The following is a 22,367-nucleotide window of genomic DNA, read 5'->3' as shown; positions in this document are numbered from 1 at the left end:
CCCGGACCCTGCTTGCGCAGGTACATCACGACCGGCTCGTCGTGCTCCGAGGAGACGACCAGCTGCTTGATGTTGAGGATCAGGTCGGTGACGTCTTCCTTGACGCCCGGCACGGTGGTGAACTCGTGCAGCACGCCGTCGATACGGATGGACGTGACCGCCGCACCCGGGATCGAGGACAGGAGGGTCCGGCGCAGGGAGTTGCCGAGGGTGTATCCGAAGCCCGGCTCCAGCGGCTCGATCACGAACCGGGAGCGGAATTCGTCGACGACCTCTTCGGTCAACGAGGGACGCTGAGCGATCAGCATGTGTGGATCAGATCCTTCTTTCGTGGACGCCCGCTATTTGACGTCCGACGGAAACCGCACCCGTGAAGAGTGCGGGCACTGCAAGGGTACGGGCGATACAACCCCTTACGGAGTCGTACCGCCCGAAACCTCAAGCGAACCGTGCCTCAGACGCGGCGGCGCTTCGGCGGGCGGCAGCCGTTGTGCGGGGTCGGGGTGACGTCCTGGATGGAGCCGACCTCGAGGCCCGTGGCCTGCAGGGAGCGGATCGCGGTCTCACGACCGGAGCCCGGGCCCTTGACGAACACGTCGACCTTGCGCATGCCGTGCTCCTGGGCGCGGCGGGCAGCCGACTCGGCGGCCATCTGCGCGGCGAACGGCGTGGACTTCCGGGAGCCCTTGAAGCCGACGTGGCCGGCGGAGGCCCAGGAGATCACGTTGCCGGACGGGTCCGTGATCGAAACGATGGTGTTGTTGAACGTGCTCTTGATGTGCGCGTGGCCGTGAGCGACGTTCTTCTTTTCCTTGCGGCGCACCTTCTTGACGGCGCCCTGACGTCCCTTGGGGGGCATCTGTTAACTCCTACGGGGAGGTGGTCGGTCCTACAGCGAAGACCGCTGATGAAGCGTTGTCCGCTGAGGACTACTTCTTGCCCGGCTTCTTCTTGCCGGCGATGGCGCGACGCGGGCCCTTGCGGGTGCGGGCGTTGGTGCTGGTGCGCTGACCGCGGACGGGCAGGCCACGGCGGTGACGCAGACCCTGGTAGCAGCCGATCTCGACCTTGCGGCGGATGTCGGCCTGGATCTCGCGACGGAGGTCACCCTCGGTCTTGATGTTGTTGTCGACGTACTCGCGGATCGCGACGAGCTGCTCTTCGCTCAGGTCACGAACACGGGTGTTCGGGTCGATGCCCGTCTCCGCCAGCGTCAGCTGCGAAAGGGTCCGGCCGATGCCGAACACGTAGGTGAGGGCGACCTCCACGCGCTTTTCGCGCGGGATGTCAACACCGGAAACGCGTGCCATTCAATGGCTCCTGGTGATCTTCGGAGGTCTTCCACAGAACCGAATCCCAGCCGCCGTACCAGGTACGAACTGGGTCCCCGGCCTCCGAACCGGGGGTGTCAGGCGAAGTTTCGCCTGGGTCCTGCGTATGAACATATTCAGCTCGCGTCGCGCGAATCTCTGCGATGTCGTTGCAGAGGGAGTGGACGATCGTGCGTCAGCCCTGGCGCTGCTTGTGGCGCGGGTTCTCGCAGATGACCATGACCCGACCGTGACGGCGGATCACCCTGCACTTGTCGCAGATCTTCTTGACGCTCGGCTTGACCTTCATTGGTGAGGTTCTCCGGGTCAGTGCCATCGCCTCGGGAAGCCCGGGGCGCGGGCAAGATCTACTTGTAGCGGTAGACGATCCGGCCACGGGTCAGGTCGTACGGAGACAACTCCACCACGACCCGGTCGTCAGGGAGGATGCGGATGTAGTGCATACGCATCTTGCCGCTGATGTGTGCCAGGACCTGGTGGCCGTTCTGGAGCTCGACCTTGAACATGGCGTTCGGCAGAGACTCGACGACAGTGCCCTCGATCTCGATGGCACCTTGCTTCTTGGCCACGCTTCGCCCTTCGGAATCGACTACCTTGATCGACCCCTGCGCTTTCCCTTACGGGTGCATGCAGACATGCGGGTGCACAAGAGCCGACGAGTCAGTCTACGTCAGCGCACCCGGAAAGACGAATCGGGGAAGTCTGCCCCGGAGGGCAGATCATTAAGCGCCGGAAGGGTACGGAGGAAACTCAAGCCGACGGATCCGGCGCAGTGACGATCCCGTATTCGGCGAGCTTCGCCTTGCCGCCGTCGGGAGACGTGAGCACCAGCGGCCCCGCCTCGGTCAGCGCAACCGAGTGCTCCCAGTGGGACGACCAGGTGCCGTCGGTGGTGATCACGGTCCAGTCGTCCGACAGGACCTCCGTCTTCGGGGTGCCCAGCGAGACCATCGGCTCGATCGCGAGGCAGAAGCCCGGGACCAGCTTCGGCCCCTTCCCCCGCCGCCGGTCGACGTAGTTCAGCAGGTGCGGGTCCATGTGCATCTCGGTGCCGATGCCGTGGCCGCCGTAGTCCTCGATGATCCCGTAGCGCCCGCCGCCCGGCTTCGGCTGCCGGCGGATGTACGTCTCGATGGCACGGGAGACGTCGACGAGGCGGTTCCCCTGCTTCATGGCCGCGATGCCGGCCCACATCGACTCCTCGGTCACCCGGGAGAGCTCGACGAGCTCCGGAGCGTGTCCGGAGCCCACGAAGGCGGTGTAGGCGGCGTCGCCGTGCCAGCCGTCGATGATCGCGCCGCAGTCGATGGAGATGATGTCGCCGTCCTTGAGGACGACGTCCTCGGACGGGATGCCGTGGACGACGACGTCGTTCACGGAGGTGCAGATGGTCGCCGGGAAGCCGCCGTAGCCCAGGAAGTTCGACTTGGCGCCGTGCTCCGCGAGCACCTTGCGGGCGACCTCGTCCAGATCCTTGGTGCTGGCCCCCGGTACCGCGGCCTCGCGCGTGGCCGCATGAATGGCGGCGACGACCAGCCCCGCCTCACGCATCTTGGCGATCTGCTCGGGGCTCTTGATCTGCACCATGGGGACGGGGGCCTTCCTGGACTGAATAGAGGGGACTTCTTCAACCATAAGGGCGGAGGCTGCGCACCCCACCCCACGCAGCAGCCGCGGCCCCCTCACAGGGAGCCGCGGCCTGAGCTACGTACACGAGCCAGGAACGCTGCTACTTGCCGTCCCCGTCACGCTGAAGCGCCTCCATGGCGCGCGCCGTGACATCTTCGACCTTGCCAAGAGCGGAGATGGTGACGACCAGTCCCTGCGTCTTGTAGTAGTCGATGATCGGCTCGGTCTGCGTGTGGTAGACCTCGAGGCGCTTGCGGACCGTCTCCTCCGAGTCGTCGTCCCGCTGGTACAGCTCGCCGCCGCAGGCGTCGCAGACGCCCTCCTTCTTCGGCCGGCTGTACGTCACGTGGAAGACGTGGCTGGAGTCCTTGCGGCAGATCCGCCGCCCGGCGATCCGCTTGACGACCTCTTCCTCGGGGACCTCGAGGTCCAGGACGGCGTCCAGCTTCATGCTCTCGGACTGGAGCATCTCGTCGAGCGCCTCGGCCTGGGACACGTTGCGCGGGAAGCCGTCGAGCAGGAAGCCACCCTCGGCGTCCGGCTTCTCCATGCGGTCCTTGGCCATCCCGATGGTGACCTCGTCCGGCACCAGGTTGCCCGCGTCCATGTAGGACTTCGCGAGCTTCCCGAGCTCCGTCTGCTGGCTGATGTTGGCGCGGAACAGGTCGCCCGTGGAGATGTGCGGGATCGACAGGTTCTTGGCGAGGAACGCAGCCTGCGTTCCCTTACCGGCACCCGGCGGCCCGACGAGGACGATACGCATCAGCGGAGGAACCCTTCGTAATTGCGCTGCTGGAGCTGGCTCTCGATCTGCTTCACCGTTTCGAGACCGACACCCACGATGATCAGGATGCTGGTCCCGCCGAACGGGAAGTTCTGGTTTGCCCCGAAACCAGCCAACGCCATCGTCGGCACGAGAGCGATCAGACCCAAGTACAGCGAGCCCGGCCAAGTGATCCGGTTGAGTACGTACGAAAGGTACTCAGCGGTCGGTCGGCCAGCCCGGATGCCCGGGATGAAGCCACCATACTTCTTCATGTTGTCCGCGACTTCCTCGGGGTTGAACGAGATGGCCACGTAGAAGAACGCGAAGAAAATGATCAGGAAGAAGTACAGCGTGACGTGCAGTGGAGCGTCCGTGAGCGCGAGGTTCTGCTCGATCCAGGTCTTCCAGCCGGCGTTCCCACCGGCGAACTGCGCGATCAATGCCGGGATGTAGAGCAGGGACGAGGCAAAGATCACAGGGATGATGCCCGCCTGGTTGACCTTCAGCGGAATGTAGGTCGAAGTACCGCCGTAGGAACGGCGGCCGATCATGCGCTTCGCGTACTGGACGGGGATTCGGCGCTGAGCCTGCTCGACGAAGACCACCAGGCCGATCATGACCAGACCCACGGCGACCACGGTGCCGAACTCGATCCAGCCGCCGGCCAGGGAGCCCTGCTTCTTGATGGCCCACAGCGCGGACGGGAAGGTCGCGGCGATCGAGATGAACATCAGGATCGACATGCCGTTGCCGATACCGCGGTCGGTGATCAGCTCACCGAGCCACATGACCATGGCCGTACCGGCGGTCATGGTGATGACCATCACGATGGTGGTGAAGATCGAGCGGTCCGGCACGATCTGGTTGGCGACCTGGCAGTTCTGGAAGAGCGCACCACTGCGGGCGGTGGCCACCAGGCCGGTGCCCTGCAGTACGGCGAGCGCCACCGTCAGGTACCGGGTGTACTGCGTGATCTTCGCCGTACCGGCCTGGCCTTCCTTCTTCAAGGCTTCCAGGCGCGGGATCACGACGGTCAGCAGCTGCAGGATGATGCTCGCCGTGATGTACGGCATGATGCCGAGAGCGAAGATCGTGATCTGAAGCAGCGCGCCGCCACTGAACATGTTGACCAGACCGAAAAGGCCCTGGTTGGCGTCCGCCTGGTCGATACAGACCTGTACGGCCCGGTAATCGACGCCGGGAATCGGAATATGGGTACCGACCCGGAAGATCACGATGATGCCGAGCGTGAAGAGCAGCTTCTTGCGCAGGTCGGGCGTCTTGAACGCCCGGGCGAACGCGGTGAGCACGGTGCCTCCTGCGACCCCCGCGCTACTGCGTCAAGGGTGACGGTCTTGAGGATCGACTAATAGGAACGACTTAGCTAACGGTCAACTGCCGCTCAGAGTGCCCCACAAGAAGCACTCCGTAAAAGTGGGCAGTGCAGGCCACCTTACCCGCGGGACCGCCCCCCTTGGAACGACCAACCGGGGATACCCCATTTGTGGGGTATCCCCGGTCGGGATCGCTCAAGTCATCGAGACGCCTGATGGATTCAGACGAGCTCGGTGACGCTGCCGCCGGCGGCGGTGATCTTCTCCTTGGCGGAGCCGGAGACGGCGTCGACCGTCACCTGCAGCGCCACGGAGATCTCACCCTGGCCGAGGACCTTGACGAGGCTGTTCTTGCGAACGGCACCCTTCGCCACCAGGCCTTCGACCGTGACCTCGCCACCCTCGGGGTAGAGCGCGGCCAGCTTGTCGAGGTTCACGACCTGGAACTCGGTCTTGAACGGGTTCTTGAAGCCCTTCAGCTTCGGAAGGCGCATGTGGAGGGGCATCTGCCCACCCTCGAAGCGCTCCGGAACCTGGTAACGAGCCTTCGTACCCTTGGTACCACGACCGGCCGTCTTACCCTTCGACGCCTCACCACGACCCACACGGGTCTTGGCGGTCTTGGCGCCCGGGGCGGGACGGAGGTTGTGGATCTTGAGCGGGTTGTTCTCCGCCATGATCAGTCGACCTCCTCGACCGTCACGAGGTGGCGGACGGTGTGCACCATGCCGCGGAACTCGGGGCGGTCCTCCTTGACGACCTGCGTGTTGATCCCCTTGAGACCAAGGGAACGCAGGGTGTCACGGTGGTTCTGCTTGCTGCCGATGTAGGACTTGACCTGCGTAATCTTGAGCTGCGCCATGATTACGCACCCGCCCCGGCACGTGCACGGAGAAGAGCCGCGGGGGCGACGTCCTCGAGCGGCAGACCACGGCGGGCCGCGACCTCCTCGGGACGCTGCAGGCCCTTCAGGGCCTCCACGGTCGCGTGCACGATGTTGATCGCGTTGTCGGAGCCGAGCGACTTCGACAGGATGTCGTGGATACCGGCGCACTCGAGCACGGCACGCACCGGACCACCGGCGATAACACCGGTACCGGGCGACGCGGGCTTGAGCAGCACGACGCCGGCAGCCTTCTCACCCTGGATCGGGTGCGGGATGGTGCCCTGGATACGGGGGACCTTGAAGAAGTGCTTCTTGGCCTCCTCCACACCCTTGGCGATGGCGGCCGGCACCTCCTTGGCCTTGCCGTAACCGACACCTACGGTGCCGTCACCGTCGCCCACCACGACCAGCGCGGTGAAGCTGAAGCGACGACCACCCTTCACAACCTTGGCGACACGGTTGATCGCGACAACGCGCTCAACGTAAGCGGTCTTCTCGGCGGCAGCTGCGCCGCCGTCACGGCCCTTCCGGTCCCGCCGCTCGCCGCCACCGGCACCGCCACCGCGGCGCTGGGGTCCAGCCATTGGAATTACCTCTCTCTGTTTCCGCTAGCTACGGAACCGACTAGAACTTCAGGCCGGCTTCGCGGGCGGCGTCCGCCAGGGCGGCGATGCGCCCGGCGTACTGGTTGCCACCACGGTCGAATACGACAGCCTCGACGCCGGCGGCCTTGGCGCGCTCGGCGACCAGGGCTCCGACCTGCTTGGCCTGAGTCGACTTGTCGCCCTCAGCGCCGCGGATCGAGGTGTCCAGGGTGGACGCCGACGCAAGGGTGTGACCCTTGATGTCGTCGATCACCTGGGCCACGATGTGGCGGTTCGAGCGGGTAACGACCAGACGCGGACGCTCCGCCGTTCCGTTGATGTGCTTACGGATCCGGATGTGGCGGCGCTTGATCGCGGCGCGCTTGTAGGCGTCGCCCTTAAGGATCTTCTGTCCGTATGCCATGGCTTACTTACCCGCCTTTCCGACCTTGCGGCGGATGACTTCGCCCTCGTACTTGACGCCCTTGGCCTTGTACGGGTCGGGCTTGCGCAGCTTGCGGATGTTGGCCGCAACCTCGCCAACCTTCTGCTTGTCGATGCCCTCGACCGAGAAACGGGTCGGGTTCTCCACCTTGAAGGTGATGCCCTCGGGGGCCTCGACGGTGATCGGGTGGCTGTAGCCCAGAGCGAACTCCAGGTTCGAACCCTTGGCCGTCACGCGGTAACCGACACCGCTGATCTCGAGCTTCTTCACGTAACCCTGGGTCACGCCGGTGATCATGTTCGCCACCAGCGTGCGGGACAGGCCGTGCAGGGCCTTGTTCTGACGCTCGTCGTTCGGGCGGGTGACGTTCAGAACGCCGTCCTCATCCCTGACGATGTCGATCGGCGCGGCAACGGTGTGGGTCAGTTCGCCCTTGGGGCCCTTGACCGAAACCGTACGGCCGTCGATGGTGACGTCCACGCCGGCGGGAACCGTGATGGGGAGCTTGCCAATACGCGACATAGCTGTTTCCTCCGTTCCCTTCCGCTACCAGACGTAGGCGAGGACTTCCCCACCCACGCCCTTCTTGCCGGCCTGCTTGTCGGTCAGGAGACCGTGCGACGTGGAGATGATCGCCACGCCGAGGCCACCGAGGACCTTGGGCAGGTTGGTGGACTTCGCGTACACCCGGAGACCGGGCTTGGAGATCCGCTTGATGCCCGCGATGGAGCGCTCACGGTTCGGGCCGAACTTCAGCTCGAGAACGAGGTTCTTGCCGACCTCGGCGTCCTCGACCTTCCAGCCCGTGATGAAGCCCTCCTGCTGGAGGATCTCCGCGATGTGCGACTTGATCTTCGATGCCGGCATCGTCACGGAGTCGTGGTATGCCGAGTTCGCGTTCCGCAGACGCGTAAGCATGTCTGCGATCGGATCAGTCATGGTCATGAATTGGCCTTCGGCCTCTCTCGCCGGGGTTTCCTGGTGCGCCATCCCTCTCCCCGATCCGAGACGGGACGGGTGCGGCGCGGTGGACCTACGGCGTAGTAAGTCGTACGGGCGACTGTCAGGCGCCCAACCCTCCAAGCCTAAGCCATGGAAGGGAGGGCGCCTGACACGCCCAGTGCTTACCGAGAGCCTCTGGAATCCCTAAAAGCGGGACTACCAGGAGCTCTTGGTCACGCCCGGCAGCTCGCCACGGTGAGCCATCTCACGAAGGCACACGCGGCACAGGCCGAACTTGCGGTACACGGAGTGGGGACGGCCACAACGCTGGCAGCGCGTGTAGCCACGCACGCCGAACTTGGGCTTGCGAGCAGCCTTCGCGATCAGAGCCTTCTTCGCCATCTCGCTCACGCCTCCTTGAAGGGGAAGCCGAGGTGACGAAGGAGCGCGCGGCCCTCAGCGTCGTTGGTCGCCGTGGTCACCACGGTGATGTCCATACCCCGGGTGCGGTCGATCTTGTCCTGGTCGATCTCGTGGAACATGACCTGCTCGGTGAGACCGAAGGTGTAGTTGCCACGGCCGTCGAACTGCTTGGGGGACAGACCACGGAAGTCGCGGATGCGCGGGAGCGCGAGCGACAGGGTGCGGTCCAGGAACTCCCACATGCGGTCGCCACGGAGCGTGACGTGGGCACCGATCGGCTGGCCCTCACGCAGCTTGAACTGCGCGATGGACTTGCGGGCCTTGGTAACGGCCGGCTTCTGACCGGTGATCGTGGTGAGGTCGCGGATGGCGCCCTCGATCAGCTTGGAGTCGCGGGCGGCGTCGCCCACACCCATGTTGACCACGATCTTGACGAGGCCGGGGATCTGCATGACGTTCTCGTACTTGAACTCGTCACGCAGCTTGCCCGCGATCTCCTCGCGGTACTTCAGCTTCAGACGCGGGCTGGTGGTGGTCGTCATCAGATGTCCTCACCCGTCCGCTTGGCAACGCGGATCTTGTTGCCTTCGTCGTCGAAGCGGTAACCGACACGCGTGACGACCTTGTTGCCGTCCTTCTCAACGACCAGCTGGACGTTGGAGACGTGGACAGGCGCCTCAGTCGTGACGATGCCACCGGCCTGCGAACCCTTGGCGGTGGGGCCGGCCTTGGTGTGCTTCTTGACCCGGTTGACACCCTCGACCAGGACACGGTCCTCGCGGGGGTAGGCCGCGATGACCTTGCCCTGCTTGCCCTTGTCCTTGCCGGTGATGACCTGAACCAGGTCGCCCTTCTTGATCTTCATGCTTACAGCACCTCCGGAGCCAGCGAGATGATCTTCATGAACTTCTTCTCGCGCAGCTCACGCCCGACCGGGCCGAAGATGCGGGTGCCGCGAGGGTCGCCGTCGTTCTTCAGAATGACGGCGGCGTTCTCGTCGAAGCGGATGTACGAGCCGTCCGGACGGCGGCGCTCCTTGACGGTGCGAACGATGACCGCCTTGATGACGTCACCCTTCTTCACGTTGCCGCCGGGGATCGCGTCCTTGACGGTGGCGACGATGACGTCACCGATGCCCGCGTAGCGGCGACCGGAGCCACCGAGCACACGGATGCAAAGGATCTCCTTCGCACCAGTGTTGTCGGCGACACGCAGTCGCGACTCCTGCTGGATCACGTCTATCTCCTGTTTGTCTGCCGGTTCCCGGCAGGGGCCGCTTCACTAGGAGGCGAGCCCCTGCCGAGCCTGGCGGAACTGACCTGCGGGTTTGCCCGCAGGAAATTACTTGGCCTTCTCGAGGATCTCGACGATGCGCCAGCGCTTGGTCGCCGACAGCGGACGCGTCTCCATCAGGAGGACGCGGTCGCCGACGCCGGCAGCGTTCTGCTCGTCGTGCGCCTTGAGCTTGTTCGTACGGCGGATGACCTTGCCGTACAGCGCGTGCTTGACGCGGTCCTCGACGGCGACGACGACGGTCTTGTCCATCTTGTCGCTGACGACGAGACCCTCACGGGTCTTGCGGAAGCCGCGGGCCTCTGCAGTCTGCTCAGTCACGTTGCTCTCACTCATCAGGCGCTCTCCACCGTCTCGATGCCCAGCTCGCGCTCACGCATCAGGGTGTAGATCCGCGCGATGTCCTTACGGACGGCCTTCAGCCGACCGTGGTTCTCGAGCTGACCCGTCGCCGCCTGGAAGCGGAGGTTGAACAGCTCTTCCTTGGCTTCGCGGAGCTTCGCGAGAAGCTCCTCGTCACCCAGTTCGCGCAGCTCGGACGCCTTGGTACCGGCCGACATCACGCTTCACCTGCCTCGCGCTTGACGATCCGGCACTTCATCGGCAGCTTGTGGGCGGCGCGAGTCAGGGCCTCACGGGCGATCTTCTCGTTGGGGTACGACAGCTCGAACATCACGCGTCCGGGCTTGACGTTGGCGATCCACCACTCCGGGGAACCCTTACCGGAACCCATGCGGGTCTCGGCAGGCTTCTTGGTGAGGGGACGGTCCGGGTAGATGTTGATCCAGACCTTGCCACCACGCTTGATGTGACGCGTCATGGCGATACGAGCGGCCTCGATCTGACGGTTCGTCACGTACGCCGGGGTCAGCGCCTGGATGCCGTACTCGCCGAACGCAACCTGCGTGCCGCCCTTGGCAGCGCCGCTGCGCTTCGGGTGGTGCTGCTTGCGGTGCTTGACCCTACGGGGGATCAGCATTTCGGTCAGGCCTCCGTTCCGGTGCTCTCAGCCGGAGCGGACGCCTGGGCCTCGGCCTTGGGGGCCTCGGCGCCGGCAGCCTGCTGCGGCTTACGACCGCGCCGCTCGCCACCGCGGCCACCACGGGCCGGGCGGTCGGAGCCGCCACCGCGAGCCGGGCGGTTACCCGCACGGGCGGCAGCGTTCTCGGCGCGGACCTCGGCGATGTTCTTGACGTCGCCCTTGTAGATCCAGACCTTCACACCGATGCGGCCGAAGGTCGTCTTGGCCTCGAAGAAGCCGTAGTCCACGTTCGCGCGGAGCGTGTGCAGGGGCACGCGGCCCTCGCGGTAGAACTCCGAGCGGGACATCTCGGCGCCACCGAGGCGGCCACCGCACTGGATCTTGATGCCCTTGGCGCCGGCCTTCATGGCGGACTGCATGCTCTTACGCATGGCCCGACGGAAGGAGACGCGGGAGGAGAGCTGCTCGGCAACGGCCTGAGCAACCAGCTGAGCGTCGGTCTCGGGGTTCTTGACCTCGAGGATGTTCAGCTGGACCTGCTTGCCCGTGAGCTTCTCGAGGTCACCGCGGATGCGGTCGGCCTCGGCGCCACGGCGGCCGATGACGATGCCCGGACGAGCGGTGTGGATGTCCACACGCACGCGGTCACGGGTGCGCTCGATCTCAACCTTCGAGATGCCGGCGCGCTCCATGCCGGACGTCATCATCCGACGGATGGCGACGTCTTCCTTGACGTAGTCCTTGTACAGCTTGTCGGCGTACCACCGGGACTTGAAGTCCGTGGTGACACCGAGCCGGAACCCGTGCGGGTTTACCTTCTGGCCCATTACCGGGTTCCTTCCTTGCTGCTGACGACCACAGTGATGTGGCTGGTCCGCTTGCGGATCCGGTAGGCACGGCCCTGGGCACGCGGACGGAACCGCTTCAGGGTCGGGCCCTCGTCGACGTACGCCTCGCTGATGACCAGCGAGGAGGCGTCCGGGTGGTCGTAGTTGTGCGCGGCGTTGGCAATGGCGCTGTCGAGCACCTTGCCGACCGGCACGGAGGCTGCCTGCGGAGCGAATCGCAGAACAGCCTGAGCCTCCGTGGCATCCATGCCACGGATAAGGTCCACCACGCGGCGGGCCTTCATGGGCGTAACGCGGATGTACCGCGCCTGGGCCCTGGCTTCCATGGTTGTCCCTCTCAGTTACTTACGTGTCTGAATGCGATCCGCTACTAGCGGCGCTTCGACTTCCGGTCGTCCTTGACGTGACCCCGGAAGGTGCGCGTCGGCGAGAACTCGCCGAGCTTGTGGCCGACCATCGACTCGGTGACGAACACCGGGATGTGGGTCTTGCCGTTGTGCACCGCGAGCGTGTGGCCGAGCATGGCCGGCACGATCATGGAGCGACGGGACCAGGTCTTGATGACGTTCTTGGTGCCTGCTTCGTTCTGCGTTTCCACCTTCTTGATCAGGTGGTCGTCGACGAAGGGCCCCTTCTTGAGACTGCGCGGCATCTAAACCCGCTCCTAGCGCTTCTTGTTCGTCTTGCGGCGGCGGACGATGTACTTGTTGCTCGCCTTCTTCGGAGCACGAGTACGACCCTCCTTCTGACCCCAGGGGCTGACCGGGTGGCGACCACCGGAGGTCTTGCCCTCACCACCACCGTGGGGGTGGTCAACCGGGTTCATCGCCACACCGCGAACGGTCGGGCGAACGCCCAGCCAGCGCTTACGGCCGGCCTTGCCCCAGTTGATGTTGCTCTGCTCGGCGTTGCCGACCTCGCCGACGGTGGCGCGGCAGCGCACGTCGACCAGGCGGATCTCACCGGAGGGCATGCGGAGGTGGGCCATCGAGCCCTCCTTCGCGAGCAGCTGCACGGAGGCACCGGCGGAGCGGGCGAACTTGGCGCCGCCACCGGGACGGAGCTCGATCGCGTGGATCGTGGTACCGACCGGGATGTTGCGGAGCGCCAGGTTGTTGCCCGGCTTGATGTCGGCCCCGGGACCGTTCTCCACGCGGTCACCCTGCTGCAGGTTGCGCGGGGCGAGGATGTAGCGCTTCTCGCCGTCGGCGTAGTGCAGCAGCGCGATGCGCGCGGTGCGGTTGGGGTCGTACTCGATGTGCGCGACCTTCGCCGGCACGCCGTCCTTGTCGTGACGACGGAAGTCGATCACGCGGTAGGCGCGCTTGTGGCCACCACCCTGGTGGCGGACGGTCACACGACCGGAGTTGTTACGGCCACCCTTGCTGTGCAGGGGGCGGACCAACGACTTCTCCGGCGTGGACCGCGTGACCTCGACGAAGTCGGCGACGCTGGAGCCACGACGGCCCGGCGTAGTCGGCTTGTACTTGCGGATTCCCATTTCTCAGTCCTCGTCCGATATCGGACGATCCGGACCGCCCTCAGGCGGTCGGACCGCCGAAGATGTCGATACGGTCGCCCTCAGCGAGGGTCACGATCGCGCGCTTGGAGCCGGCACGCTGACCGAAGCCGGTCTTGGTGCGCTTGCGCTTGCCCTGGCGGTTGATCGTGTTGACCCCGGTGACCTTGACCTCGAAGACCGACTCGACGGCCTGCTTGATCTGGGTCTTGTTGCTGCCCGGGGCGACGACGAACGTGTACTTGTTGTCGTCGAGGAGCGCGTAGCTCTTCTCGGACACGACCGGCTTGATCAGGATGTCACGGAGGTCCGTGAACGCCTTGCTGGCCGGCGTGACGACGGTGTTCTTGCCCTCGGCGGCGTGGCGACGCGCCTTGGCGACGCGAGCGGCCTTGGCCTTCTTCGCGGCCTTCGAGGCAATGGCGGGGTGACGGATGGCCATCAGACCTCGCTCCCTTCGGTGTCATTGGCCTTCGGGCCCGACACGAAGGACTCGAACGCGGACTGGGTGAAGACCACGTCGTCCGAGACGAGAACGTCGTACGTGTTCAGCTGGCCCGGCTCCAGGATGTGGACCTGGGGCAGGTTGCGGGCGGACAGCCACGCGGCCTCGTCGGCGCGCTCGACGACCAGGAGCAGGTTCTTGCGCTCCGAGATCTTGCCGAACAGGCTCTTGGCGGCCTTCGTGGACGGGTTGTCGCCCTCGATCACGCCGGAGACGACGTGGATGCGGTTGTTGCGGGCCCGGTCGGTGAGGGCGTGGCGCAGGGCCGCGGCCTTCATCTTCTTCGGGGTCCGCTGCGAGTAGTCACGCGGCACGGGACCGTGCACGACGCCACCACCGGCGAACTGCGGCGCGCGGGTCGAACCCTGACGGGCGCGACCGGTGCCCTTCTGGCGGTAAGGCTTCTTGCCACCACCACGGACTTCACCGCGGGTCTTGGTCTTGTGCGTGCCCTGACGGGCAGCGGCCAGCTGCGCGACGACGACCTGGTGGAGCAGCGGAACGCTGATCTTCTCTACGTCGAAGATCTCCGCGGGGAGCTCGACGGACCCGGCCTTGTCGCCCGCCGGCGAAAGGATGTCAACAGTGCTCATCGGTTACCTCAGGCCCCCTTGGCCGCAGTGCGGACCAGGACGAGGCCGCCGTTCGGACCGGGAACCGCGCCCTTGATGAGCAGCAGACCCTTCTCCGCGTCAACGGCGTGGACGGTCAGGTTCTGGGTGGTGACCCGCTCGTTGCCCATACGACCCGCCATGCGGAGGCCCTTGAACACACGGCCCGGGGTGGCGCAGCCACCGATGGAACCGGGAGAGCGGTGCTTGCGCTGGGTGCCGTGTCCGGCGCCGAGGCCCTTGAAGTTGTGACGCTTCATGACACCGGCGAAGCCCTTGCCCTTGCTCTTGCCGGTGACGTCGACCTTCACGCCGGCCTCGAACACCTCGGCGGTGACTTCCTGGCCGAGGGTGTACTCGCTGGCGTCAGCGGTACGGATCTCGACGAGGTGGCGGCGGGGGGTCACGTCGGCCTTGGCGAAGTGACCCTTGAGGGGCTTGTTCACCTTGCGCGGGTCGATCTCGCCGAAGGCGATCTGGACCGACTCGTAGCCGTCGACGTCGTTCGTACGGACCTGGGTGACGACATTGGGGCCGGCCTTGACGACGGTGACCGGAACAACACGGTTGTTCGCGTCCCACACCTGCGTCATGCCGAGCTTCTCGCCCAGGATGCCCTTGATCTGCTTAGCCATTCTCAGATCACCGGCCCTCAGAGCTTGATCTCGATGTCGACACCGGCCGGGAGGTCGAGTCGCATCAGAGAGTCAACGGTCTTGGGAGTCGGGTCGAGGATGTCGATCAGGCGCTTGTGCGTGCGCATCTCGAAGTGCTCGCGCGAGTCCTTGTACTTGTGCGGCGACTTGATGACGCAGTACACGTTCTTCTCAGTGGGCAGCGGCACCGGGCCTGCGACCGACGCACCAGTGCGGGTCACCGTCTCGACGATCTTCTTCGCCGAGGAGTCGATGACCTCGTGGTCGTAGGCCTTGAGCCGGATGCGGATCTTCTGTCCCGCCATGGCTACTCAGTAGTCCTGTCTCTCTTACGCTCTGGAACCCGGAGTTCCCTTGACCTCCTCCGACCCACGCGGTCGGGCGTGTCGCGCTCCCGCTGACACAGATGCCCCTTGATCGAACATCCCTGCGTGGGAACACGGCCCTTCCGGAACCGCAAGCCGGGAGCTAGGAGGCCCACCGGGCGCCTGGCCGTTGTCGCACTCACACTTCCCGGAAGATTCCCGTACGTCCGCCTCAGCGCTGCCTTACGGCAGTTAGGGCGACGAGTACTGTGGGACTCGCTTCCGGTCCTCCCGGCGGGAGGCGCGCAGCATCAACACTCGACCGAGCAACTCGGACAGTCTGCCATATGGGGCAGGGGGCTGGCCAATCGAGCCGGAGAGAATACCCCGAGGGTGACGTAGGTCAAACCCGGGCCGCCAGGGCCCGGGACCGGCGGGGTGCGCGACGGCTGATGCGGGGGCGGAGAGACGGGCTGACGGGCCCGCAACCTCAACGGACCCGTCAGTCACACCAGCATCAGACCACCCGCGTACGCGTCAGCTCTCCGCTCCTCCCGGACGGGGTCCGGCGAGCTGACCCGTGAGCGGCGCGGAAGGCTTCTGCGGGGCGAGAAGGTGGAGCGCATCCCGGAGCAGCGTGCTTGAGGTGTGCTCGGTGTAGGGGAAGTAGACGACCTCCACCCCCACCCTCGCGAATTCGGTTTCGAGCCTCGTCCAGATATCCGTGCCGAGCCAGTCGTCACCCTTGAAGATGACGTCGAAACCGACTTCCTTCCAGATCTCCATCTTGTCGTCCACGGTCGCGACGAAGGTCTCGTCCACGTAGCGCACACTGCGGACGATCTGCAGTCGCTCGGCGAGCGGTACCACGGGCGGCCTGCCTTTCAGGCGCACCACGAGGTCGTCCGAGCACACGCCGGCGACGAGCCGGTCGCAGTGCCCGCGGGCCCGGCGCAGGACGTTCAGATGGCCCACGTGGAAGAGGTCGAAGACCCCTGGCGCGTAGCCGAGACGCTCCCTCATCGACGCCTTTCCTTCGAAGCCTTCGTGGCCTTCGTGGCCTTCGTGGCCTTGTCGGCGACCGCGGTGACCGTGAGCGCCTGCGACCCGAGCGCGGTGTTCCGGCCGTCGGTGACGGCGATCGTGTACCGATGGCGCGAACCGGGCGTGACGGTGTCCGTGTACTTCATCGTGGGGCGGTTCCACTCCTGGGACCGGCCCGTCCGCGTGGCCACGAGCCGGCCGTCCCGGTAGATGAGGTACTTCAGCTCGGCGTCGTCCCGGTCCCATGCGGCACGCCAGCTGAGCGTGACCCGGCCGGCGCTGCGGACCGAGGCCGTGAGCCTGGGCGGGTTCTCCGGAGTTCCCCGGTCGGGACCGGCCCCGAAGCGCGTCAGGCTCTGCTGCGGACGGTTGTTGACGGTGGTGAACTCGCCGCCCGCCCACAGGATGCCGCCGGCCATCGCCATGGCCCGGGGACCGTTCTGCTCGCCGATCCCTTCGTTCGTGTCGGGGAACCAGTGCAGGATGTGGCGGTTGCGGGTCGACTGAGCCAGGAAGTGCTGGCGGTTCTGGTGCTCGGGGAAACCGCCCGGCGTGTCCCTGCAGTTGTGGGCGTGGGAGCCGCTGTAGAGCACACCGTTGTGCAGGGCGAGCGCCTGGGTGGCGCCCAGGCAGGTGTCACGCCACGCCAGCTTGCCGGTGCGAAGGCTGGCGGCGATACGGCCGTCGAAGATGCCCGTCCCGGTACCCTCGGCCGCCACATAGAACTTGGTCTTGTCACGGACCAGCGCCTTCACGACGGACCGGGCCGGCAGCCAGTCCGTGTACTGGGCCACCGTCTTCCCCGTGCGGGGGTGCAGGGCGACCAGCGAGGCCTCCAGGTCTTCGTTGACCAGCTGGAAGTCGCCTCCGACGATGATCTTGCCGTACTCGGGCGCGGCGCTGATGGCGCGTACCGGAGCCTCAATCTCCGCCTTGAACGGCAGCAGCGCGCCTCGACGGTTGAACGCCGCGATGCGCTCCCTCTCCCGGCCGTTGACGGCCGTGAAGTCGCCTCCGAGATAGACCGCGCTCTTCGTGACGTCGATGGCCCGCACGGTCGACGACAGGCGCGGGCGGAAGTCCTTGCGCAGCGAGCAGCCGGCCGTGTTGAGCGCGACCGCATGGGACGCCCTGGCCCTGCCCGCGTTGGCGAACGAGCCGCCGACGTAGAGCATCTTGCCGTCCGCGGTCGCCTTGAGCGCCCGTACGGTGCTTCCGGCGCCGGTGAAGCGGTGGGCGCACGACAGCAGTCTGCCGGTGACGGCGTCGAAGGCCGCGAAGTTCTTGCGTGCGACCTCCCTCTGGCCGGGCTTGGCGCCCGGAGGCCGGACCTTGTTGAAGGTCCCGCCGACGTACACGACACCGCGTGCGTACTCGATCGACCAGACGATGCCGTCGGTCTGCCAGGTCGCCAAGGCGTCGGCGGTCAGGGTCTTTTCGGCGCTGTCGGCCACCGAGGCCGAAGCGGTGATGAGCGAGGCAGCCGCGAGGAGGGCCGCGACCGAAGCCGCGGTGGCTCCCCGCTTCGTGCTTTTTCTCAGGCGCATGGAACATCCCGGGTTGCAGCAAGGACGGGTGGAAGAAGGGGAGATGGAGCGGTGGTCTCGGTTCCGAGACGGCCTCATGGGGTGCGTTCGCGCAGCACACCGGCGAGTTCGCGCACTCCCAAAGGTGTACTAAATCGCCACAAACCTATACCAAATGCGCACAATCCTACGGTGATTGCGACGGCAAGTCCGACGGCCGTGTCACCTGCCAGCAGCCTCGCGGTGACGACCAGCGGCGCGGTGAGGCACAGGGCGACGGCAGTCGCCAGCAGGTATCCGCCGTCGATGAAGGGGAAGCCGGGGTGCCGCCGCACCAGCACGGCCGCGACGACGTTCTCCACCACGGTCGCGGCCCCCCAGGACAGGGCGGCGCCGAGGACGCCGAGACGGGGAATGGCGAGGAACCCCACCGTCAGCTGCACCGCGAACGCGACGCCGGTGACCGCCAGATGCCAGGTGCTCTTGCCCGCCATGAGCAGCACCGTCTGGGCGTTTCCCACCCCGACGTTGACCGCCGAGGCGAGACAGAGCAGCACCAGCGCGCCCGCCCCTTGCTCGAACTCCGGTCCGAACAGCGACAGAACGGTGCCCGGGAAACTCGTGAGCAGGGCCAGCAGCGGCCAGGAGAACAGCACGATCCAGCGCGTCGAGACGCGGTGCAGATGGGAGGCCTGCGCGAGGTCGCCCAGGGCGAGGAGACGGCTGATCTCGGGTGCGACGGCCAGCCTGATGGCCAGCTGGAGCAGCGTTGCAGCGATGACCACGCGGCCTACGGCGGTGTAGATGCCCGCCTCTTCGCTCGTCGCCAGGGAGGACAGCAGGACGACGCCCAGCCAGACCGCGCTGATGTCGAAGACGGACGAGACGGCCCGGGGCGCGGCGAACGCCCAGAAGCCGCGCCGGGTGGCGGTCTCCCGTACGACGGTCTGCCGTACGGGGACATGTCCGGTACTCCGGCGGCGGCACCTGCGCAGTGCGAGCCCGGCGATGAGGAAACCGGCCAGCGAGGGCACGAGCCAGGCGGCGGCCAGGCTCAGCACGCCCGGAGCCAGCAGCAGGACCGGTACGGCGATCAGTACGCGCAGTACCGGCTTCCCGATCTGCTCGACGCCGACGTACGGGATCACGGTGCCGTGGCCCTGGGTGGCGCCCAGCAGGATCAGGGTGACCGTGGCCAGCGGGAGGAACACGGCGAACAGCCGGACCAGGGTCACCGCGTCGCCCGGGGCGAGACTCGGCAGCAGCGCAGTGGCCGTCCCGGGCGACAGGAACAGCAGTGCAGCGGCCGTGGTGCTCGCCAGGGCTCCCGGCACGACCGCGCTGCGCAGCAGTGCGCCCACCTTGCGGCCGCCGGTGATGGCCAGGTCACCGGGGACGAAGCGCACCAGCCCGGTGTCGGCGCCGAGCTTGCAGGCGTTGCACAGGATGGTGAAGGCCGCGACGCAGGTGAACACGGCGCCCGCCCCGTAGGCCCCGAGCCCGCGGGTGACCAGGGCGACCAGGACGTAGCCGAAGACCGCGTTGACCGTCGAGCCCAGGAAACCCCACCATCCGCCGCGCGCGGTGGCCGCGACCCCGGACCGGACGGCCGACCCGCCGGTGGCCGGGGCAGTCGTACCGGAGGTGCTCACCGGGAGGTGGTGAGCGTGTCGTCCCGCAGGGGCGCGGTCGGCTTCGCCGTGGCGTCGTCGGCCGGGGCGGACGGTGGCGTGGACACGTTCCGCTCCCGCAGCCGGCGGAGCAGACCGGACCGGGTGCCCTCGTGGAGCGCCGCGCCCACGAGGTGACCGCCCAGGCAGCTGACCAGTTCGTGAACGCGCTTGAGGTCGTCGCGCCTGAGGTCGTCCAGCGCACCCACCACGAGAACGCCGTCCACGCACGGGGCGAGCACCAGGCCGTCGCCGTGTTCCAGCAGGGGCGGGCTCAGGAAGAGCGTCGACCCGCCGGAATCGGCATCCGGCACGGCACGCGCCGCCGGGACCGCCGGCCCGTCGTCGCCGGTGGTGGCGCGGTTGTGGGAGCAGAGCGTGAACCGCCCGGCCGTGCCCGCGTCGACGACCACTGCGCCCTCGGGTACGTCGTCCGACGGGGGGTCGCCGGCCGACAAGGGCAGTCGGGCCCACAGGCCAGGAGTGTGCGCGGTGGCGTCCACCAGTCGTACGTCGTCACCGGACTCGGCGAGGGCGGCTGCGAGATTCACGGCGACGGCCTCGGCACCTCGCTGCTGCCTCGGCGCCACGATCATGAGCCTGCCCAGGGACGTACGTCCGTCGCTGTCCCGCAGACGCAGGGCCAGGGCGCGGTACGCCTGCGCGCCGCTGCCGTCCGCCCGGCCGACCTCCAGCAGTTCGCCCGCGGCGCCGGGGGCCGGGAGGATGCCCAGCACGGGAGCGTGCAGCGCCTCCTGGACCTCACCGACCGTGCGGGCCCGCGGCTCCAGGGCGGATCGCAGCCAGGCGAGCACGACCCCCAGGATGAGACCGCCGAGCAGGCCGGCCCCGATGAGCCAGCCTGGACCGGGTCCCGCGGGCCGCGCCGGCGGCTCGGCTCTGCGGACGATGTCGCCGGCGAAGGGGTCGTAGGTCCGGACGTCCGAGATCTTCTTGCGCAGGATGCCGACCTGTTCCCGCATCCCCGCGGCGCCGGCGACGGGCGGGTTGCCCTTCTTCGTGGCGAGCCGCTCGGTCAGCTCGGCGATCTGCCGCTCCAGCCCGGCGGTCATCCGGGCGGCCATGGCCTCGGAGCGGTCCTGGCGATCGGTGAGGTAGGCCCGGGCGAACGCGTTGGTGACGCGAGCCGCACGCTGGGCGGTGCCCGCCGTGTACTCGAACCGCAGGACCTGGGTGTCCGGGAGGTCCGTCACGCGCAGGTCCGCCAGCAGCGCGTCGGCGCCCGGCTTGTGCCGCAGTTCCTTCGCCGCCCGGGCCGCGACGGTCGCGCTGAGCGCGATCTGCCGCTCCGTGCCCATGCTCACCTGGCTGTCCGCGCCCACGCCGATCGTGCTGAAGGGGTCGGACCTGGGGCGCACGAGCACCTCGCCCGTGGAGGTGTAACCGCCCGCGCGCAGCAGGACCAGCAGCAGTCCGCCGAGCAGCCCCAGGACCACGCCCAGCACGATGGTCGCGCGGTACCTCAGCAGCAGGCGCACCTGGTCGCGCAGCTCGTCGGGGTCGTCGTACCGATCGTCGAAACCGGCGGGGCTGGTCACGGGTGCCTCCTGTGGCCGGGGATGAGTGCGTGGCCCGCGGTGGCGGGTGGCCGCACCGGGGCCGCCAGCCGGGCCGGCCCGGCGGCGCGGGTGAGGAAGAGCGGAACGATCAGGAGCAGCGCGAGGGGCGCGATGATCGCCATGAGGCTGCCGCGCAGGAAGATCAACTGGTAGAAGGCGAAGGCGGGGACCAGCAGAACCGCCAGGGTGCTCTGCCGGCCCCGCAGCCGTGCCCTGATGTCGTCCACCCGCCGTCCGGCCGCGCCCAGCACGCAGAAGACCGCGACGACGCACAGCGGACCGCCCCACAGGTAACTCTCGATCCACAGCGGCGCGGAGAGGTTGTGGAAGTCGTAGCCCGCGTACTCGGCGAATTCGATACCGGTGGCCTGCGGTTTTCCGGGCCACATGGTGCGAGGGATCACGACCAGGACGACACCGAGCAGGGCCGACGGCAAGAAGCCGTTTTCCTGCACATAGTCGATGCCGGTCTGCATTTGCTGAAATGCGTCGTAATCCATGGTGGTGCTGAACTGCTCCGCGAGTCCCACGACTTGCAGCGCTTCCCGTTCGTCGTAACGGAAGTAGTCGCTGTACGGGAAGGCGAACAGCACCACGGCCGTGATGGCCACGGCGATGCCGCGAAAGGCTCGCGGGGTGTTGAACCGGTGCCATGAGAAAAGCAGCACCAGAAGGACGGTTCCGGCCCAGAAACGCGGTCTGCTGATGGGGTTGTTGACGATCACGTTGAGCGCGAGCAGGGCCGGGAGCAGCAGCAGGCGGACCGCGCGCAGCAACCGGTCGCCGTTGGCCCGGCGGGGCAGGTGGACCAGGGCCACCATGGACCAGAAGGCAGGGACGGCGAGGCACCAGACGCGCAGCGCGTGCGCGGTGTCCGACTGGGTGTCCGACTGCCACAGAGCCTGTCTGCTGGTGAAGTAGGCCCGCAGGCCGCCTTCCTGCCCGGGGATCAGCACGACCGCGAGCAGCAGCGACAGACTGCACAGCAGGAGCACGGGCAGCGGCGAGAGCGTGCGGGACAGCAGCGGTTCCAGTACGGCCGACCTGCCGCGCTTGCGTCCGGCGGCCAGGGCCGCCCCCGCGGTGTAGGCGAGGAGACCGAGTTCCGTCAGCACGGCGGCAGCGAAAGCGGTCGTCTCACCGCTGCGGTAGCCGAGCGGATAGGTGTCGGTGGCGAGCATGGCGAGCGGCGCCAGACCGAGCCATACGTAGGAGAAGAGCCAGAATCCGAACGCGACCAGGCGCACCGACGTATCGGTGAGTACCCGGGCCAGCCCCACTCCGGTATGCACCGCGACGACGCACTGCACGGCGAGTGCCGTCCCGAATCGTGTGTCGATGGCCTGGAGAATCAGCGCGGGCAGGAAGGCGACGAAAAAGAAGGTCCAGCAGCACACCGCTGCCACGGAACGCTGTTCACCGCCTCGCACCTGCACCCCCGATTGAGCGAGCAAACGGAATGGACCGACACCGGTAGATTTATAGCCC

General features: G+C 67.0%; 33 protein-coding genes and 1 pseudogene. All 34 read right to left on the bottom strand.

Annotation, left to right across the window (positions count from 1 at the left end; genetic code table 11):
- Window positions 1–308 (bottom strand): annotated as a pseudogene (locus tag ACZ7M7_RS40360) (DNA-directed RNA polymerase subunit alpha); the annotation flags it as partial.
- 146 nt (window positions 309–454) lie between these two features.
- Complete coding sequence (rpsK, locus tag ACZ7M7_RS40355; RefSeq protein WP_017949643.1) at window positions 455–859, bottom strand: 30S ribosomal protein S11; 405 nt, start codon at window positions 857–859, stop codon at window positions 455–457.
- A 70-nt stretch (window positions 860–929) separates the two neighbouring features.
- A complete protein-coding gene (gene rpsM, locus ACZ7M7_RS40350) occupies window positions 930–1,310 on the bottom strand; it encodes a 30S ribosomal protein S13 (RefSeq protein ID WP_037680379.1) in 381 nt (126 codons plus the stop codon).
- 196 nt (window positions 1,311–1,506) lie between these two features.
- Entirely contained in the window at window positions 1,507–1,620 is a 114-nt protein-coding gene (gene rpmJ, locus ACZ7M7_RS40345) for a 50S ribosomal protein L36 (RefSeq protein WP_003998809.1), read from the bottom strand.
- A gap of 58 nt (window positions 1,621–1,678) precedes the next feature.
- A complete protein-coding gene (infA, locus tag ACZ7M7_RS40340; protein WP_003948620.1) occupies window positions 1,679–1,900 on the bottom strand; it encodes a translation initiation factor IF-1 in 222 nt (73 codons plus the stop codon).
- A gap of 181 nt (window positions 1,901–2,081) precedes the next feature.
- Window positions 2,082–2,918, bottom strand: a complete 837-nt coding sequence (gene map / locus ACZ7M7_RS40335) for a type I methionyl aminopeptidase (RefSeq protein WP_328879900.1) — start codon at window positions 2,916–2,918, stop codon at window positions 2,082–2,084.
- Window positions 2,919–3,060: 142 nt separating this feature from the next.
- Window positions 3,061–3,723 carry an adenylate kinase gene (locus tag ACZ7M7_RS40330; RefSeq protein ID WP_383615436.1) on the bottom strand — a complete coding sequence of 221 codons (663 nt, stop codon included), beginning with the start codon at window positions 3,721–3,723 and terminating at the stop codon, window positions 3,061–3,063.
- Entirely contained in the window at window positions 3,723–5,036 is a 1,314-nt protein-coding gene (gene secY / locus ACZ7M7_RS40325) for a preprotein translocase subunit SecY (RefSeq protein WP_383615439.1), read from the bottom strand. Before secY ends, ACZ7M7_RS40330 begins: the two co-directional genes overlap by 1 nt.
- 245 nt (window positions 5,037–5,281) lie before the next feature.
- Window positions 5,282–5,737, bottom strand: coding sequence for a 50S ribosomal protein L15 (gene rplO, locus ACZ7M7_RS40320; protein ID WP_031141307.1), 456 nt, complete (start codon window positions 5,735–5,737; stop codon window positions 5,282–5,284).
- A gap of 2 nt (window positions 5,738–5,739) precedes the next feature.
- On the bottom strand, window positions 5,740–5,922 hold the full coding sequence (gene rpmD / locus ACZ7M7_RS40315; RefSeq protein ID WP_003974250.1) for a 50S ribosomal protein L30: 183 nt from the start codon (window positions 5,920–5,922) through the stop codon (window positions 5,740–5,742).
- Window positions 5,923–5,924: 2 nt separating this feature from the next.
- Complete coding sequence (rpsE, locus tag ACZ7M7_RS40310; protein WP_015658456.1) at window positions 5,925–6,530, bottom strand: 30S ribosomal protein S5; 606 nt, start codon at window positions 6,528–6,530, stop codon at window positions 5,925–5,927.
- A 40-nt stretch (window positions 6,531–6,570) separates the two neighbouring features.
- The gene (gene rplR / locus ACZ7M7_RS40305; RefSeq protein ID WP_369171707.1) at window positions 6,571–6,954 is read right to left on the bottom strand and encodes a 50S ribosomal protein L18; all 384 of its coding nucleotides are present in this window, start codon (window positions 6,952–6,954) and stop codon (window positions 6,571–6,573) included.
- A gap of 3 nt (window positions 6,955–6,957) precedes the next feature.
- On the bottom strand, window positions 6,958–7,497 hold the full coding sequence (gene rplF, locus ACZ7M7_RS40300) for a 50S ribosomal protein L6 (protein ID WP_472125868.1): 540 nt from the start codon (window positions 7,495–7,497) through the stop codon (window positions 6,958–6,960).
- 24 nt (window positions 7,498–7,521) lie between these two features.
- Complete coding sequence (gene rpsH, locus ACZ7M7_RS40295) at window positions 7,522–7,920, bottom strand: 30S ribosomal protein S8 (RefSeq protein ID WP_007384075.1); 399 nt, start codon at window positions 7,918–7,920, stop codon at window positions 7,522–7,524.
- Between the two features lie 213 nt (window positions 7,921–8,133).
- The gene (locus ACZ7M7_RS40290; RefSeq protein ID WP_003948630.1) at window positions 8,134–8,319 is read right to left on the bottom strand and encodes a type Z 30S ribosomal protein S14; all 186 of its coding nucleotides are present in this window, start codon (window positions 8,317–8,319) and stop codon (window positions 8,134–8,136) included.
- Window positions 8,320–8,324: 5 nt separating this feature from the next.
- Window positions 8,325–8,882 carry a 50S ribosomal protein L5 gene (rplE, locus tag ACZ7M7_RS40285; protein WP_030967305.1) on the bottom strand — a complete coding sequence of 186 codons (558 nt, stop codon included), beginning with the start codon at window positions 8,880–8,882 and terminating at the stop codon, window positions 8,325–8,327.
- Window positions 8,882–9,205: a 50S ribosomal protein L24 gene (gene rplX / locus ACZ7M7_RS40280; RefSeq protein ID WP_107904101.1), complete on the bottom strand. Its 324-nt coding sequence runs from the start codon at window positions 9,203–9,205 to the stop codon at window positions 8,882–8,884. Before rplX ends, rplE begins: the two co-directional genes overlap by 1 nt.
- Window positions 9,206–9,207: 2 nt before the next feature.
- Complete coding sequence (gene rplN / locus ACZ7M7_RS40275; protein WP_003992364.1) at window positions 9,208–9,576, bottom strand: 50S ribosomal protein L14; 369 nt, start codon at window positions 9,574–9,576, stop codon at window positions 9,208–9,210.
- A gap of 105 nt (window positions 9,577–9,681) precedes the next feature.
- Window positions 9,682–9,969, bottom strand: a complete 288-nt coding sequence (rpsQ, locus tag ACZ7M7_RS40270) for a 30S ribosomal protein S17 (protein ID WP_053753927.1) — start codon at window positions 9,967–9,969, stop codon at window positions 9,682–9,684.
- The gene (gene rpmC / locus ACZ7M7_RS40265) at window positions 9,969–10,193 is read right to left on the bottom strand and encodes a 50S ribosomal protein L29 (RefSeq protein ID WP_003998824.1); all 225 of its coding nucleotides are present in this window, start codon (window positions 10,191–10,193) and stop codon (window positions 9,969–9,971) included. Before rpmC ends, rpsQ begins: the two co-directional genes overlap by 1 nt.
- On the bottom strand, window positions 10,193–10,612 hold the full coding sequence (gene rplP / locus ACZ7M7_RS40260) for a 50S ribosomal protein L16 (RefSeq protein ID WP_009327094.1): 420 nt from the start codon (window positions 10,610–10,612) through the stop codon (window positions 10,193–10,195). The genes rpmC and rplP overlap by 1 nt, the downstream gene beginning before the upstream one ends.
- Window positions 10,613–10,617: 5 nt before the next feature.
- Window positions 10,618–11,442, bottom strand: a complete 825-nt coding sequence (gene rpsC / locus ACZ7M7_RS40255; protein WP_369272859.1) for a 30S ribosomal protein S3 — start codon at window positions 11,440–11,442, stop codon at window positions 10,618–10,620.
- A complete protein-coding gene (gene rplV / locus ACZ7M7_RS40250; protein ID WP_026290933.1) occupies window positions 11,442–11,789 on the bottom strand; it encodes a 50S ribosomal protein L22 in 348 nt (115 codons plus the stop codon). Before rplV ends, rpsC begins: the two co-directional genes overlap by 1 nt.
- Window positions 11,790–11,833: 44 nt before the next feature.
- On the bottom strand, window positions 11,834–12,115 hold the full coding sequence (gene rpsS / locus ACZ7M7_RS40245) for a 30S ribosomal protein S19 (RefSeq protein WP_147995160.1): 282 nt from the start codon (window positions 12,113–12,115) through the stop codon (window positions 11,834–11,836).
- A gap of 12 nt (window positions 12,116–12,127) precedes the next feature.
- Window positions 12,128–12,964 carry a 50S ribosomal protein L2 gene (rplB, locus tag ACZ7M7_RS40240; RefSeq protein ID WP_062706768.1) on the bottom strand — a complete coding sequence of 279 codons (837 nt, stop codon included), beginning with the start codon at window positions 12,962–12,964 and terminating at the stop codon, window positions 12,128–12,130.
- Window positions 12,965–13,004: 40 nt separating this feature from the next.
- Window positions 13,005–13,424: a 50S ribosomal protein L23 gene (gene rplW / locus ACZ7M7_RS40235; RefSeq protein ID WP_383615446.1), complete on the bottom strand. Its 420-nt coding sequence runs from the start codon at window positions 13,422–13,424 to the stop codon at window positions 13,005–13,007.
- The gene (rplD, locus tag ACZ7M7_RS40230; protein WP_383615449.1) at window positions 13,424–14,080 is read right to left on the bottom strand and encodes a 50S ribosomal protein L4; all 657 of its coding nucleotides are present in this window, start codon (window positions 14,078–14,080) and stop codon (window positions 13,424–13,426) included. Before rplD ends, rplW begins: the two co-directional genes overlap by 1 nt.
- A gap of 8 nt (window positions 14,081–14,088) precedes the next feature.
- On the bottom strand, window positions 14,089–14,733 hold the full coding sequence (gene rplC / locus ACZ7M7_RS40225; RefSeq protein WP_055622540.1) for a 50S ribosomal protein L3: 645 nt from the start codon (window positions 14,731–14,733) through the stop codon (window positions 14,089–14,091).
- Window positions 14,734–14,750: 17 nt separating this feature from the next.
- Complete coding sequence (rpsJ, locus tag ACZ7M7_RS40220; RefSeq protein WP_003948644.1) at window positions 14,751–15,059, bottom strand: 30S ribosomal protein S10; 309 nt, start codon at window positions 15,057–15,059, stop codon at window positions 14,751–14,753.
- A 537-nt stretch (window positions 15,060–15,596) separates the two neighbouring features.
- Window positions 15,597–16,082, bottom strand: coding sequence for an FAD synthase family protein (locus ACZ7M7_RS40215; protein ID WP_472125857.1), 486 nt, complete (start codon window positions 16,080–16,082; stop codon window positions 15,597–15,599).
- Complete coding sequence (locus tag ACZ7M7_RS40210; protein ID WP_472125854.1) at window positions 16,079–17,650, bottom strand: fibronectin type III domain-containing protein; 1,572 nt, start codon at window positions 17,648–17,650, stop codon at window positions 16,079–16,081. The genes ACZ7M7_RS40215 and ACZ7M7_RS40210 overlap by 4 nt, the downstream gene beginning before the upstream one ends.
- A gap of 74 nt (window positions 17,651–17,724) precedes the next feature.
- A complete protein-coding gene (locus ACZ7M7_RS40205) occupies window positions 17,725–19,281 on the bottom strand; it encodes an oligosaccharide flippase family protein (protein WP_472125851.1) in 1,557 nt (518 codons plus the stop codon).
- Window positions 19,278–20,858, bottom strand: a complete 1,581-nt coding sequence (locus tag ACZ7M7_RS40200; RefSeq protein ID WP_472125848.1) for a hypothetical protein — start codon at window positions 20,856–20,858, stop codon at window positions 19,278–19,280. Before ACZ7M7_RS40200 ends, ACZ7M7_RS40205 begins: the two co-directional genes overlap by 4 nt.
- The gene (locus ACZ7M7_RS40195; RefSeq protein ID WP_472125845.1) at window positions 20,855–22,285 is read right to left on the bottom strand and encodes a hypothetical protein; all 1,431 of its coding nucleotides are present in this window, start codon (window positions 22,283–22,285) and stop codon (window positions 20,855–20,857) included. Before ACZ7M7_RS40195 ends, ACZ7M7_RS40200 begins: the two co-directional genes overlap by 4 nt.
- Window positions 22,286–22,367 lie beyond the last annotated feature (82 nt).

Source organism: Streptomyces sp. NPDC111606, from assembly GCF_055656945.1.
This window is presented reverse-complemented; position numbering and strand designations above follow the sequence as displayed.